Genomic DNA, 13,757 nt, shown 5'->3' with positions numbered 1-13,757 from the left:
CGGGCCGATACGGTCGATACCTCCCCGGCCTGGCAGGATGGCCCGCGTGATCGATCCCCGGCGGCTGCGTGTCCTGCGGGCCGTGGCGGACCACCGTACGGTGACCGCCGCGGCGGCCGCGCTCTATCTCACCCCCTCGGCCGTCTCCCAGCAGCTCGCCGCCCTGGAGCAGGAGACCGGCCACGCACTGCTGACCCGCAGCGGCCGGGGCGTGCGGCTGACGGCGGCCGGGGACATCCTGCTCGGCCACACCCATGAGGTCCTCGCCCAACTGGAGCGCGCCGAGGCCGAACTCGCGGCCTACGCGGGCGGCTCGGCGGGCGAGGTCACGGTCGCCGCGTTCGCCACCGGCATCGCCGAGGTACTGGCCCCGGCCATCGAGGGACTCGCCGGAGGGCACCCCGGCATCCGGGTACGGGTACGGGACGCCGAGGGCGACGAGAGCCTGCCGCTGGTGCTCGGCGGCCAGGCGGACCTGGCCCTCGCGGTCGAGTACCGGGGCGCGCCGCGCGAGGACGACCCCCGGCTCTCCCGCGTGCCGCTCTACGCGGAGCCGTTCGACGTGGTCCTGCCCGCGGCGCATCCGCTCGGCCTCGCGGAGCGGGTGGCGCTCGCCGAGCTGGCCGACAGCGACTGGATCGGCCCGTACCCGGGCAACCCCTGCCACGACGTGATCCAGCTGGCCTGCGAACTGGCCGGCTTCCAGCCGAGGCTGACGCACTCCTCGGACGACTTCCGCGCGGTCGTCGCCCTCGCGGGCGCGGGCGCCGGGGTGGCGCTGGTCCCGCGTTCGGCGCTGCGCGGGATGGAGCTGAAGGGGACGGCCGTACGGCCGGTGGCGGGCCCGGCCGCCACCCGCCGGGTCTTCGCCGCGGTCCGCAGGGGCGCCGAGGACCACCCGCTGATCCGCCCGCTGCTCGACGCGCTGTCGCTGGCGGCGGGCGGACTCAGAACGGGCTGACGGGGCGCGGCCGGAGGCGCGTCCCGCCCGTCCCGCCGTGCCCGGCGCGCCTGCTCCCGGCCCGTCCGCTCCCGCCCCTCCTGTTCCCGCCGCCCGGCGGGGCTCCGGCAGGCGTCCCGCCGTGCGCGGCGGGCCCGGCTCAGCTCAGCAGGCTCGGCGCCGCCCGGTCCAGGACCGAGCCGACCCGCTCCCATGTCCCGGTGTCCCGCTCGACCGGCGGCAGCAGCGGACCCGCGCCCGTCTCCCAGGAGGTCGCGACGGCCACCGGGTCCTCGCCGGTGGCCGCGCCCGCCGCCAGGGCCGCCGCGCCGAGGGCGACCAGTTCGCCGCTGGCGGGCACGATCAGCGGGCGGCCGGAGAGCCGCCGTACCGTCTCGACCCACATCCGGCCCTGCGCGCCGCCACCGACCAGCCGCAGCGGACGGTCGGCGGCCTCGGGGGCGGCGGGGTCGAGACCGCAGGCGCGCATGACCTCGTCCAGGGCGCGCAGTACGGTCACGGCCGCGCCCTCGTAGGCGGCGCCCAGCAGTTGCTGCGGCGTGGTGTCGTGCCGGATGCCGGTCAGCAGACCCGAAGCGGCCGGCAGGTCGGGGGTGCGCTCGCCGTCCAGGTACGGCAGGAGTACGGCCTCGCCGCCCGGCGTCGCGTCCTCCCGGTCGAGCCGGAGCAGCGCCGCCACCTTGTCCACGGCGAGCGTGCAGTTGAGGGTGCAGGCCAGCGGCAGATACGTACCGTCGGCGGCGGCGAACCCGGCGAGCGCGGCGGACCGCGGGCGGGTGCGGGTGGCGGCGAAGACCGTGCCCGAGGTGCCCAGGCTGAGCACCGGGTGGTCCAGCAGCCCGGCGCCGCCGAAGCCCAGGCCGACGGCGGCGCTCATGTTGTCACCGGTACCCGCCGCGACCGCGATCCCGGCCGGCAGGCCCAGCTCGGCGGCGGCGCCCGGCGTGAGCGAGCCGATCCGGGCGGCGCCGGTGGTGGCGACGGGCGGCAGCAGATCGGTGTCGAGCCCGAGGAGCGCCAGCAGTTCGGCGTCGTACTCCCCGGTGGCGGTCGAGTACCAGCAGGTGCCGGAGGCGTCGCCCGGGTCGGTGGCGGGGGTGCCCGCGAGCCGTTCGGTCAGGAAGTCGTGCGGGAGCCTGATGGCGGCCGTGGCGTCGGCGACGGCCGGGTCGTTCTCGCGCAGCCACTGCCACTTGGAGGCCGTCATCGACGCCACCGGCACCGAGCCCGTACGCGCCGTCCAGGCGTCCGGGCCGCCGAGGGTCTCGGTCAGGGCGGCGGCCTGGGGGGCCGAGCGGGTGTCGTTCCAGAGCAGCGCCGGGCGCAGCGGGCGGCCGGCGCCGTCCAGCACGACCAGGCCGTGCTGCTGTCCGGCGACGGCTATGCCGATGACGGCCGAGGGCTCCACACCGGACTCCTTGAGCCCGGCGCCGACCGCGTCGCGCAGCGCGTTCCACCACACCTCGGGGTCCGTCTCGCGTGCGCCGCCCTCCCCGGTCACGCGGTGCGGCGCGCGGCCCACGGCGAGCAGCCGGCCGGTGGCGGCGTCGGTGAAGGCGGCCTTCGTGGACTGGGTGGAACTGTCCACGCCGATGACGACCTGGCTCTGCGACATGCGGCTCTACCTCCGGTTTTGGATCTGGGAGAACAAATTACGCGATGGCGCGACGCACGGGAACAGCGAGGACGATCAACCTCCGGCGGGTCACGTCACCGGCCCCGTCCGGGCGGTTGCGCCGGTCCGGACACCGCCGAATCAGGGTAAGGACGATTCCGGATCGCCGTTCGGTCTTTTGCCCGTCCGGACTCCGTGCTTTATTAGTCATGTCAGGAAACAAATAGCTCCGGCGCGAACCGGGGCTAGCCATCGAAGGCGGCCAGAGGATGACGGAACGCTTCACACCCACCCCCGCGGACAAGTTCAGCTTCGGCCTGTGGACCGTGGGCTGGCAGGGCCGGGACCCGTTCGGCGACGCCACGCGCCCGGCCCTGGACCCCGTCGAGTCCGTACAGCGGCTCGGGGAGCTGGGCGCGTACGGCGTGACCTTCCACGACGACGACCTCATCCCGTTCGGCTCGTCCGAGACCGAGCGCGAGTCGCACATCAAGCGCTTCCGGCAGGCACTGGACGCCACCGGGGTCGTCGCGTCCATGGTCACCACCAACCTCTTCACCCACCCCGTCTTCAAGGACGGCGGTCTCACCGCCAACGACCGCGACATCCGCCGCTTCGCGCTGCGCAAGGTCCTGCGCAACATCGACCTCGCCGCCGAACTCGGCGCGAAGACCTTCGTCGCCTGGGGCGGCCGTGAGGGCGCGGAGTCGGGCGGCGCCAAGGACGTACGGCTCGCCCTCGACCGGATGAAGGAGGCGTTCGACCTCTTCGGCGAGTACGTCACGGAACAGGGCTACGACCTGCGGTTCGCCATCGAGCCCAAGCCCAACGAGCCGCGCGGCGACATCCTGCTGCCGACGGTCGGTCACGCCCTCGCGTTCATCGAGCGCCTGGAGCGCCCCGAGCTGTACGGCGTGAATCCGGAGGTCGGCCACGAGCAGATGGCCGGGCTGAACTTCCCGCACTCCGTCGCCCAGGCGCTCTGGTCGGGCAAGCTCTACCACATCGACCTCAACGGCCAGAACGGCATCAAGTACGACCAGGACCTGCGCTTCGGCGCCGGTGATCTGCGCGCCGCCTTCTGGCTGGTCGACCTGTTGGAGAGCGCGGACTGGCAGGGCACCCGGCACTTCGACTTCAAGCCGCCGCGCACCGAGGACTACGACGGGGTGTGGGCCTCCGCCGCCGGGTGCATGCGCAACTACCTGATCCTCAAGGAGCGTGCCGCCTCCTTCCGCGCCGACCCGCTGGTCCAGGAGGCGCTGCGCGCCTCGCGTCTCGACCAGCTGGCCGAGCCGACCGCCGCCGACGGGGTGGCCGGACTGCTGGCCGACCGCACCGCGTACGAGGAGTTCGACCCCGAGGCGGCGGGCGCCAGGGGCATGGCCTTCGAGCACCTGGACCAGCTCGCGATGGACCACCTGCTGGGCGCGCGCTGACCCCGAAAGTCCGATGACGCGCGCGGCGCGGGGCGGGGTCGGGGCTGCGGACGCTCAGGGGCAGGGGCAGGGGCAGGGGCAGGGGCAGGGGCAGGGGCAGGACGGGCGCGGGGTACGGGGGAGCCCGGCGGCGCCCCGTCGCCGACCGACCGGCCTCAGTCCGTCCCCCGCCGCGCCCCGTCCGCCCCGTGCCCCGCGTACGCCACCGGATCGGCCAGCACCGACCGTACGACCAGGGCCGCCGCGCCGCGCGCGGCGTCACCGGCCGAGGAGGAGGCGCGCAGCCGTCCGCTGCCGGGCGGCCACAGTCCCGAGACGACCCGGGCGGTCAACTCCCGGTCGGCCGCCGGGGACAGACGGGGCATCAGCTCCCGGTAGATTCCGCCCAGCACCACCGCGTCCGGGTCGAGGAGATTCACCGCGCCCGACAGCACCCGGCCGAGCATCGTCCCGGCCCGCTCGACGGCGGCCACCCCGAGCGGGTCTCCGGCCGCCACCCGGCGCGTCAGCTCGGCCAGGCCGGGCGCGCCGGAGTCCTCGCCGATGCCGGCGGCCCGCAGCAGCGCCGACTGGCCCGCGTACTGCTCCAGGCAGCCCCGCGAGCCGCACCGGCAGAGCGGGCCCGCCGCGTCCGCGACCACATGCCCGATCTCCCCGGCGAAGCCGTGTGCCCCGCGCAGCAGCTCGCCGTCGAGCACCAGCGCCCCGCCGACCCCGATCTCGCCGGTCAGATAGAGGAAGGTGCGGACCGGGCCCAGGCCGCCGAACCACAGCTCGGCCAGCGCCGCGAGATTCGCCTCGTTCTCCGAACTCACCGGCAGCGCGGGCCCGTCCGGGCGCAGCCCGGCGAGCGCCCCGGCGAACAGCTCCTCGGCGGGGACCCGGTTCCAGCCCAGATTGGGCGCTTGGCGGACCGCACCGCCCGACACCAGCCCCGGCAGGGCCAGTTGGACACCCACCGGGTGCAACTCCTGCTCGGCAGCGGACTCCAGGGTCCGCGCGGCGATCCGCGCGGCACGCGCCAGGACCTCGGCGGGACGGGTACCGCGGTTGTCGAGATGCTCGGTCAGCCGGACCCGGTCGGTGCCCGCGAGGTCGACCACGCACACCGACACATAGTCGATGTTGACCTCCACGCCGATTCCGGCGGGCCCGGAGCGCGTCACCTTCAGCACCGTGCCCGGTCGGCCCGCGTGTCCGCTGAACGTCTTCCCCGACTCGGAGAGGAACCCGCTGTCCAGCAGCTGTTCGACCAGCGACGACACGGCCGCCCTGGTCAGCCCCACCCGTCCCGCGACCCCGGCCCTGGTCGTCTCGCCCTCGTCCCGTACCGCCCGCAGCACGAGGCTCAGATTGTGCCGGCGCACGGTCTCCTTGTCGGCCTTCGGGCCGAGGGAGGTGTGGTTGCTGTTCATCTCGCGCACGAGCCTAAGCGATCGGCCACGCGGGCCGGCGGCGCTCGGCGCCCGCCCCTACTCGCCGGCGGCCGTCAGCGCCTGGGAGGCACCGTTGCGCGTCCAGGCGGGAGCCGTGCCGGAGAGCTGGCAGACCATGAGGTAGAAGGGGATGGGCGGGGTGTACGGAGTGTGCGCCTCGGGCCAGTGGATCAGCCGGGGGTGCTCCGCGGGGACGGCCGTACCCGTGACATAGCGGGCCGGTGACGGCCAGGTCAGATCGAGGTCCGAGCCCGCCGGTACGATCCACCACCACCAGTCCGCGTCGGCGAAGACACAGCCGGTCCTCGGCAGCCGTGCCATCAGCCGGAAACCGTGCTCCGCCGGGACGCCGACCGCGTCGCACCCCAGCGCCGCCGGCAGCGTGGGCGGCAGCGGCAGCTCGACCCGTCCGGCGGAGTGGTCACGCCGGCCCCGGGCGAGGCGGTGCAGGGCGCTCCTCAGCACGGCGTCCCCGATCCGCGCGGAACGCCGCCCGATCCCCGTGACACACCGGTCGTCCCGTGGGCCACACCGGTCGCCGGCGCCCCCGGGTGGGCGTCGCCCGCACCCGCGCGCCCGCTGTGCGGCAACTCGGCCCAGACGACGCGGCCGGGGCCGTACCCCGAGGTGTCGTGGGCGCCCCAGCCGCTGCACAGGGAGTCGACGAGAAAGAGACCGCGGCCCCCCTCGCCCTCGCTCTCGTCCGCGCCGGCGTGGTGCAGCTGCGGTCCCGTCGGTCCGTACCCCTGGTCCTCCACGGCGATCCGGAGATGTCCCCCGCCTTCGCGCAGCTCGCAGAAGACCCGGTGGCCGGCCGCGTGCACGATCGCGTTCGTCACGAGTTCGGACACCACGAGGACCGCCGTGTCGAGGGTGGACTCGTCCAGATCCCAATGGGCGAGCCGGTCGCGGGTGAGTTGTCTCGCACGCTTGACCGACTCCGCGTGGGCCGGCAACTGGAACCCGTAACGACGGACGGCGCTGCCGGGGCACAGGGCGATGAGCTGGGGGGTGAGCGCGTTACCAGGTGCCACGACCGATTCCTAACGGTGGGGGAGCAGCGGATGAGCGCGGGCCTCTCCCATGGCAGAGCGCGACAACCGCGTGTACTGGTTCACCGATCCACTCTCCACCCGCCGAGGACACTTGGCAAGTGGCACTCTGAAAAATTCAGAGTGCCGTGTTCTTCGTCCTAAAGGCATGGCAGACTGCTGTCAACTGTGCGTGGGGAGGTAGAAGTGAGTGAACCGCGGTCCGCCCCGACCGTGGGTCAGGTCGTGCTCGGCAGACGTCTGCAAGACCTGCGGGAGCGGCGCGGCCTGAAACGCGAGGAGGCCGCCAGGCTCCTGCGGGTGGCTCCGGCCACGATCCGCCGCATGGAGACGGCCGAGGTCGCGCTCAAGGTCCCCTATGTGCAGCTCCTGCTCAAGGCGTACGGCATCCCCGACGACGAGGCCGACGCCTTCGTCGAGCTCACCGAGGAGGCGAACAAGCCCGGCTGGTGGCAGCGGTTCCACGACATCCTGCCGGACTGGTTCAGCATGTACGTCAGCCTGGAGGGCGCCGCGGCGCTGCTGCGGGCGTACGAACCGCACTTCGTCCCCGGCTTGCTCCAGACCGAGGACTACGCCAGATCCGTCATGGTCGCCGGGGCCGTGGGACAGGCCCGCCCGGACGACATCGAACGCCATGTGGCGCTCCGGATGGAACGCCAGTCCCTGCTGACCCGGGAGAACGCGCCCAGATTCTGGGTGATCATGGACGAGACCGTGCTGCGCCGTCCCGTCGGTGACAGTCCGGACGTCATGCGCGGACAGATCGACCGGCTGCTCGAAGCCGCCGCCCTGCCGCATGTGACGATCCAGATCGCGGAGTTCGCCAGCGGGCATCATCCCGGCACCTACGGGCCGTTCGTGATCTTCCGTTTCGCCGTACCGGAACTGCCGGACATGGTCTACAGCGAGTACCTCACCGGCGCCGTATATCTCGACGCCCGTCCCGAAGTGGCCACCCACCTGGAGGTCATGGACCGGATGGCGGCTCAGGCCGCGACTGCACAACGCACGAAGGAGATCCTCAAGGATGTCCGCAAGGAGCTGTGAATGGACCCCATATACAACGGCATGCCCGCCGCCGAACTCGGCGCCGAAGGCTGGCGCAAGCCGTGGAGCGGCGGCAACGGAGGCAACTGCGTCGAGGCCATGAAGCTGGCCGACGGCAGGGTCGCCATGCGTCAGTCCACCGACCCCGACGGGCCCGCGCTGATCTACACCACCAGTGAGATCGCCGCGTTCATCCAGGGAGCCAAGTCGGGCCAGGCGGACTTCCTGCTCACCTGATCCCGCCCGGCTCAGCCGTCCGCCCGCCGATCGTCCACCGAACGCCCACCGATCCGAGACCCAGGGAGCGCACATGACGGTGCCCGACTCGATCGACACCACGACGCCGCATCCCGCCCGGGTCCACGACCGGTTACCGGACGGCCGGGACAACTACCCGGCGGACGAGGAGATGGCGCGGCGTCTGGTGGCCCTGGACACCCGGGCTGCCGAGACGGCCCGGGTCAACCGGGCCTTCCTGCTCCGCGCCGTCCGGTGGCTCGTCACCACCGCCGGGGTGCGCCAGTTCCTCGACATCGGTACGGGGATTCCCACCGAGCCCACCCTGCACCGGACGGCGCAGGAAGCCGCCCCCGAGTCCCGAGTCGTCTACACGGACAACGACCCGGTCGTGCCGCGCCACGCCGAGGCCCTGCTGCGCTCCACGCCGCAGGGCGCGGCGGAGTACGTCCTGGCCGATGTGCGCGAGCCCGAGGCGATCTTCGAGGCGGCGGCCAGGACCCTGGACCTGGAGCGGCCGGTCGCGGTCTCGCTCATCGCGCTGCTGCACTTCGTCTCCGACGAGGACGGCGCGTACGAGCTGGTGCGCCGGCTGCTGGCCCCGCTGCCGTCCGGCAGCTATCTGGTCCTCTCCCACGCCACGGGGGACTACGACCGGGACAGTGCGGACCGGGCTCCACAGATGTACCGGGACCGGGGTCCGGCTCTCGCCACACGCTCCCGCGAGGAGTTCGCCGCGTTCTTCCGGGGGCTCGAACTCGCGGAGCCCGGCGTCTCGTTGGCCGCCGACTGGCGACCCGGGCCCGGGGAGCCCGTCCCGGTCCCCTGTGGTGGCCCCGTCCCCGGATACGTGGGCGTGGCACGCAAGCTCTAACCGAATCACGGGGGCGCGGCGTCGCAGCACTTTCAGGTGCGCTGCGGCGCCGCGTTTTTTCATCCCCCGCGGGGCCGGGCCCGGTCAGCGCGTCAGGCGCCCACCCGCCGCTTGTTCCAGACGTCGAAGCCGACGGCGGCCAGCAGCACCAGCCCCTTGATGACCTGCTGGTAGTCGGTGCCGACGCCCACCAGTGACATGCCGTTGTTCAGCACGCCGAGCACCAGGCCGCCGATGATCGCGCCGAACACCGTGCCGACGCCCCCGCTCATCGACGCGCCGCCGATGAACGCGGCGGCGATGGCCTCCAGTTCGAAGTTGATGCCCGCCTGCGGCACACCCGCGTTGAGCCGGGCCGCGTAGACCACGCCGGCCAGCGCCGCGAGCACCCCCATGTTGACGAAGACCAGGAAGGTGACACGCTTGTCCTTGACCCCCGACAGCTTCGCCGCCGCCTGATTGCCGCCCAGCGCGTACACATGGCGGCCGATCACGGCGTTGCGCATCACATAGCCGAAGCCGATGAGCAGCGCGGCGAGCAGCAGCAGGACCACCGGGACGCCCCGGTAGCTGGCCAGGGTCATCGTGAAGGCGAGCACGGCGGCGGCGAGCGCCACGCACTTGAGGACGAACAGATTGAGGGGCAGCACCTCCAGTTCGTACGTCTGCTGGCGGCGCCGGTCCCGGAACTCCTGGAAGAGCGCGAAGGCCAGCAGGGCGAGCCCCAGCAGCACGGTCAGATTGTGATAGTTGGTGTCGGGGCCGACCTCGGGCAGATAGCCGGTCGAGATCTTCTGGAAGCCCTCGGGGAACGGGCTGAGCGAACGCGACCCCAGGAAGATCTGCGTGGCGCCGCGGAAGAGGAGCATCCCGGCGAGGGTGACGATGAACGAGGGGATGCCGATGTACGCGATCCAGAAGCCCTGCCAGGCCCCGGCGACCGCCCCGATCAGCAGCCCGAGGATCAGCGCGACGACCCAGGGCATGTCGTGTTTGACCATCATCACCGCGCTGGCCGCGGAGACGAACGCGGCCAGCGAGCCGACCGAGAGGTCGATGTGGCCCGCGATGATGACGATCATCATGCCGATGGCCAGCACCAGGATGTAGCTGTTCTGGAGCACCAGATTGGTGACGTTGTTCGGCTTGAGGAGCACACCGTCGGTCCATATCTGGAACAGGACGACGATCAGGCCGAGCGCGATGAGCATGCCGTACTGCCGCATGTTGCGGCGCGCGGCCTCCAGCAGCAGCTCCCTGGTGGCCGAACGCCCGGCGGGCGGCTTCGGCGGGGAGCCCTTCGGTGTGTCGCCCCTCGGCGTGGCGGTGGTGACCGGACCCATGTCGACTACCTCGTGTTCTTGGTCATGTGGCGCATCAGGACTTCCTGGGTCGCTTCCGCGCGCGGGATCTCACCGGTGAGCCGGCCGGCCGCCATCGTGTAGATGCGGTCGCACATGCCCAGCAGCTCGGGGAGTTCGGAGGAGATGAAGATGACGGCCTTGCCCTCGGCTGCGAGCTTGTCGACGACCGTGTAGATCTCGTACTTCGCGCCCACGTCGATACCGCGTGTCGGCTCGTCGAGGATCAGCACATCGGGGCCCGCGAAGATCCACTTGCTGAGGACGACCTTCTGCTGGTTGCCGCCCGAGAGCCGGCCGACCTGCTCGAAGACCGTCGGCGCCTTGATGTTCATGCTCCTGCGGTACGACTCGGCGACCCGGCTCTCCTCGTGCTCGTCGACGATGCCGCGCCTGGCCACCTTGGACAGCGCGCCCAGGCTGATGTTGCGGCCGATCGTGTCGATGAGGTTGAGCCCGTAGTGCTTGCGGTCCTCCGTCACATAGGCGATGCCGTGCCCGACCGCCTCGGGCACCGTGCGGGTACGGATCTCCCGGCCGTCCTTGACCACCGTGCCGCTGATGTTGCGGCCGTAGCTGCGCCCGAAGACGCTCATCGCCAGCTCGGTGCGGCCCGCGCCCATCAGCCCGGCGATCCCCACGATCTCGCCCCTGCGGACCTGCACCGACACCCCGTCGACCACCTTGCGCTGCTGGTCGATCGGGTGGTGCACCGTCCAGTCGCGCACTTCGAGCGCCGGATGCGCGCCGGGCTCGCCCTCGTAGGGGGTGCGGTCGGGGAACCGGTTGTCGAGGTCACGGCCCACCATGCCCCGGATGATCCGGTCCTCGGTCGTGGACTCGGCCCGCACGTCGAGGGTCTCGATGGTCCGGCCGTCCCGCAGGATGGTGACCGAGTCGGCCACCTCGGCGATCTCGTTGAGCTTGTGCGAGATGATGATCGAGGTGATGCCCTGCGCCTTCAACTCCCCGATCAGGCGCAGCAGCTGGGCGCTGTCCCCGTCGTTCAGCGCCGCCGTCGGCTCGTCCAGGATCAGCAGCTTCACCTTCTTGGCGAGCGCCTTCGCGATCTCCACGAGCTGCTGCTTGCCCACGCCGATGTCGGCGACCCTGGTCTGCGGATGCTCGTTCAGACCGACCCGCTTGAGCAGCGAGGCGGCGTGCCGCAGCGTCTCGTTCCAGCTGATGAAGCCCCGCTTCGCGTGCTCGTTGCCCAGGAAGATGTTCTCCGCGATCGACAGATAGGGGACCAGGGCCAGTTCCTGATGGATGATCACAATGCCCTGGGACTCACTGGCCTTGATGTCCTTGAACGCGCACGGGGACCCGTCGAAGAGGATCTCGCCCGAGTAACTCCCGTGCGGATGAACGCCGCTGAGCACCTTCATCAGGGTGGACTTGCCGGCGCCGTTCTCGCCGCAGACCGCGTGCACCTCACCCCGGGCGACCGTGAGGCTGACGTCCGAGAGCGCCCTCACCCCGGGGAAGGTCTTGACGATGGAACGCATCTCCAGGACCGGGGCGGCCGGTGTACCGGACGCCGCCCCGGCGGCTGGTGCGCAGACTCCGCTCACTTCAGGTCACTCGCCTTGATGTAGCCCGAGTCCACCAGCTCCTTCTGGTAGTTGGACTTGTCGACGCCGACCGGGTCCAGCAGATAGGCCGGGACGACCTTCGCCTCGTTGTCATAGGTCTTCTCGTCGTTGACCTCGGGCTTCTTGTCCTTCAGCACCGCGTCCGCCATCTGCACGGCCTGCTCGGCGAGGGCCCTGGTGTCCTTGTAGACCGTCATGGTCTGCTGCCCCGCGATGATCGACTTCACCGAGGCGACCTCCGCGTCCTGCCCGGTGACCAGCGGGTACGGCTTGGACGGGGTGCCGTAGCTGTCGGACTTCAGCGACGACAGGATGCCGATCGAGATGCCGTCGTACGGCGAGAGCACGGCGTCCACCTGCTTCGAGCCGTACGCCTTGGTGAGCAGGTCGTCCATCCGCTTCTGCGCGGTTCCGCCGTCCCAGCGCAGGGTGGTGACCTGGTCCAGCCGGGTCTGCTTGCTCCGGACGACGAGCTGCTTCTTGTCGATGTACGGCTTGAGGGTCTTCCACGCGCCGTCGAAGAAGTAGCGGGTGTTGTTGTCGTCCGGTGAGCCGGCGAACAGCTCGATGTTGAACGGGCCCTTCTCGCTGCCGTCCTTCAGACCGAGCTTGTCGACCAGGTAATCGGCCTGGAGGACACCGACCTTCTCGTTGTCGAACGACGCGTAGTAGTCGACGTTCTTCGTGCCGAGGATCAGCCGGTCGTACGAGATGACCTTGATGTTCTGGTCGGCGGCCTGCTGGAGCACATCGCTGAGCGCCTTGCCGTCGATGGCCGCGATGACCAGGACGTCCACGCCCTTGGTGATCATGTTCTCGATCTGGGCGACCTGCTGGGCAACGTTGTCTTCGCCGTACTGGAGGTTGGTCTTGTACCCCAGCTTCTTGAACTGCGCGACCATGTTGTCGCCGTCGGCTATCCAGCGTTCCGACGACTTGGTGGGCATCGCGATGCCGATGGTGGCGTCCTTGGGGTCCTTCGCGCCCTCCTTGCTGCCGCCCTCGCTGTTCTGCCCGCAGGCGGCGAGGGAGAGAACGAGGGAAACGGCGGTGACGGCGAGTGCGGCTCGACGGTTTCGCATGGGTGCATCAGTCCTTGTCGTGGGTCAGGGAGAAGCGGTGGAGCGGGCCCGGCAGCCGGGAACCGAGCGGCGACATTCCGCCGTCGGCCCCGTGCCGGGCGAGCAGATCGAGCACGAGCCTGCCGCGGCGGACCCGCTCGCGGGCAGTGCTCAGGGCAGTCTCGCGAAGCTGGGCCCCATAGGGATAGATGCCGGGGGACTTCGACAGACCGAACTTCAGATAGAGCGGGGCGCCGCGCCGGATCAGCTCGGCGGCCTCGTACATCCGCACGTAGCCGCCGAGGTCGTCGGGCGCCTCGATGTAGAGGTCCATGGGCGCGCGGCTGACCCGGCGGATCTCGGTGAAGTGGGCCAGCGTCAGGTCCGAGGGGATGTTGACCGAGTCGGCGCCCAACTGCTCGAACACGGCGTACGACGCGGGATTGACCGGGCCGATCAGCGCCGACACCTTGAACGTGGTGTCGGCGGGCAGCACACCGCGCTCACGCAGCCGGTGCAGGGTCCACAACACCCCCTCGTCCGCGACGAGCAGGCACTTCACCCCCAGCCCGGTGGCGCGCACGGCGTCCTCCACACAGCCCGCCAGCGCGTCGTGGCCCCGGGCGCGCAGCCCCGCGCCTCCGGAGTCCGTACGGACGGAGGCACCGGTGTCCCAGGTGCCGCGCGGCCCGGTGAACAGGCACAGCTCGATGTCACGGGAAGCGCAGGCGTCGACCATCTCGGTGATGTCGGCGTCGGAGAGCATCCAGACGCCGCTGCCCTGGCTGACGCGATGGACGGGCACATCGAGCCTGGCGGACTCCTTGAGCACCTCGGCCAGGCACTCCGGGCCCTCCACGGAGGGGACTTCGGTACGCCAGGTGCCGCCGTCCGGGAACGTGTGCGGGGAGGTGTCCGCGGGGTCGAGGTCGGGCGCGGCCAGCCCGAGCGCGGCGAGCGCCTGCGCGCCGGGGCGGCGGGGGGCGGGGGCGGAAGCTTCGGTCACGGACGAGTCCTTCGGTTCGGTGATGCGCGTGGTCGTGGTGCGGGAACGCGCGGGACGAGCGGTGGTGCTG

Annotated in this window: 12 protein-coding genes and 1 pseudogene; 5 read left to right on the top strand and 8 right to left on the bottom strand. The window is 71.4% G+C overall.

Translation table 11 applies throughout. From position 1 onward, the window contains the following. Positions 1–46 precede the first annotated feature (46 nt). Positions 47–961: a LysR family transcriptional regulator gene (locus ACFY6S_RS04405; protein ID WP_388822673.1), complete on the top strand. Its 915-nt coding sequence runs from the start codon at positions 47–49 to the stop codon at positions 959–961. Between the two features lie 139 nt (positions 962–1,100). Here the strand turns inward: ACFY6S_RS04405 and xylB are convergent, their stop codons facing one another. Then, on the bottom strand, positions 1,101–2,576 hold the full coding sequence (gene xylB, locus ACFY6S_RS04400; RefSeq protein ID WP_388822671.1) for a xylulokinase: 1,476 nt from the start codon (positions 2,574–2,576) through the stop codon (positions 1,101–1,103). 269 nt (positions 2,577–2,845) lie between these two features. Between xylB and xylA the strand changes: the two genes are divergently transcribed. Further along, positions 2,846–4,015, top strand: a complete 1,170-nt coding sequence (gene xylA / locus ACFY6S_RS04395) for a xylose isomerase (protein ID WP_388822669.1) — start codon at positions 2,846–2,848, stop codon at positions 4,013–4,015. A 155-nt stretch (positions 4,016–4,170) separates the two neighbouring features. Here xylA and ACFY6S_RS04390 read toward each other — a convergent pair whose 3' ends face one another. From ACFY6S_RS04390 to ACFY6S_RS04380, 3 genes and pseudogenes are all read right to left on the bottom strand, one after another. Beyond that, positions 4,171–5,430 carry an ROK family protein gene (locus ACFY6S_RS04390; RefSeq protein ID WP_388822667.1) on the bottom strand — a complete coding sequence of 420 codons (1,260 nt, stop codon included), beginning with the start codon at positions 5,428–5,430 and terminating at the stop codon, positions 4,171–4,173. A 57-nt stretch (positions 5,431–5,487) separates the two neighbouring features. Further along, positions 5,488–5,916, bottom strand: coding sequence for a hypothetical protein (locus ACFY6S_RS04385; protein ID WP_388822665.1), 429 nt, complete (start codon positions 5,914–5,916; stop codon positions 5,488–5,490). Between the two features lie 116 nt (positions 5,917–6,032). Further along, a pseudogene (locus tag ACFY6S_RS04380) lies at positions 6,033–6,485 on the bottom strand (ATP-binding protein); the annotation flags it as partial. A gap of 204 nt (positions 6,486–6,689) precedes the next feature. Here ACFY6S_RS04380 and ACFY6S_RS04375 point away from each other — a divergent pair. The 3 genes from ACFY6S_RS04375 (at position 6,690) to ACFY6S_RS04365 (ending at position 8,664) form a co-directional block, all read left to right on the top strand. Next, positions 6,690–7,553 carry a helix-turn-helix domain-containing protein gene (locus ACFY6S_RS04375; protein ID WP_388822663.1) on the top strand — a complete coding sequence of 288 codons (864 nt, stop codon included), beginning with the start codon at positions 6,690–6,692 and terminating at the stop codon, positions 7,551–7,553. Continuing rightward, positions 7,554–7,790, top strand: a complete 237-nt coding sequence (locus ACFY6S_RS04370; RefSeq protein WP_388822661.1) for a DUF397 domain-containing protein — start codon at positions 7,554–7,556, stop codon at positions 7,788–7,790. It abuts the gene before it with no gap. Between the two features lie 73 nt (positions 7,791–7,863). Then, positions 7,864–8,664 (top strand): SAM-dependent methyltransferase, encoded by an 801-nt coding sequence (locus ACFY6S_RS04365; protein WP_388822659.1) that lies wholly within the window; start codon positions 7,864–7,866, stop codon positions 8,662–8,664. Between the two features lie 92 nt (positions 8,665–8,756). On the opposite strand, the gene mmsB is transcribed toward ACFY6S_RS04365, so the two are convergent. From mmsB to ACFY6S_RS04345, 4 genes are all read right to left on the bottom strand, one after another. After that, positions 8,757–10,007, bottom strand: coding sequence for a multiple monosaccharide ABC transporter permease (gene mmsB / locus ACFY6S_RS04360; RefSeq protein WP_388822657.1), 1,251 nt, complete (start codon positions 10,005–10,007; stop codon positions 8,757–8,759). Positions 10,008–10,012: 5 nt separating this feature from the next. Further along, on the bottom strand, positions 10,013–11,533 hold the full coding sequence (gene mmsA, locus ACFY6S_RS04355) for a multiple monosaccharide ABC transporter ATP-binding protein (protein ID WP_388822940.1): 1,521 nt from the start codon (positions 11,531–11,533) through the stop codon (positions 10,013–10,015). 62 nt (positions 11,534–11,595) lie between these two features. Beyond that, on the bottom strand, positions 11,596–12,702 hold the full coding sequence (chvE, locus tag ACFY6S_RS04350) for a multiple monosaccharide ABC transporter substrate-binding protein (RefSeq protein WP_388822655.1): 1,107 nt from the start codon (positions 12,700–12,702) through the stop codon (positions 11,596–11,598). A 7-nt stretch (positions 12,703–12,709) separates the two neighbouring features. Further along, a complete protein-coding gene (locus ACFY6S_RS04345; RefSeq protein ID WP_388822653.1) occupies positions 12,710–13,687 on the bottom strand; it encodes a hypothetical protein in 978 nt (325 codons plus the stop codon). Positions 13,688–13,757: the final 70 nt, after the last annotated feature.

The organism is Streptomyces sp. NPDC012835, assembly GCF_042900885.1.
GTDB lineage: Bacteria > Actinomycetota > Actinomycetes > Streptomycetales > Streptomycetaceae > Streptomyces.
This window is presented reverse-complemented; position numbering and strand designations above follow the sequence as displayed.

Coding starts and splice junctions, on each gene's coding strand:
- xylB (WP_388822671.1), bottom strand. CDS start 2,576: ATGTCGCAGAGCCAGGTCGTCATCGGCGTGGACAGTTCCACCCAGTCC.
- mmsA (WP_388822940.1), bottom strand. CDS start 11,533: ATGCGTTCCATCGTCAAGACCTTCCCCGGGGTGAGGGCGCTCTCGGAC.
- mmsB (WP_388822657.1), bottom strand. CDS start 10,007: ATGGGTCCGGTCACCACCGCCACGCCGAGGGGCGACACACCGAAGGGC.
- ACFY6S_RS04370 (WP_388822661.1), top strand. CDS start 7,554: ATGGACCCCATATACAACGGCATGCCCGCCGCCGAACTCGGCGCCGAA.
- chvE (WP_388822655.1), bottom strand. CDS start 12,702: ATGCGAAACCGTCGAGCCGCACTCGCCGTCACCGCCGTTTCCCTCGTT.
- ACFY6S_RS04365 (WP_388822659.1), top strand. CDS start 7,864: ATGACGGTGCCCGACTCGATCGACACCACGACGCCGCATCCCGCCCGG.
- xylA (WP_388822669.1), top strand. CDS start 2,846: ATGACGGAACGCTTCACACCCACCCCCGCGGACAAGTTCAGCTTCGGC.
- ACFY6S_RS04390 (WP_388822667.1), bottom strand. CDS start 5,430: ATGAACAGCAACCACACCTCCCTCGGCCCGAAGGCCGACAAGGAGACC.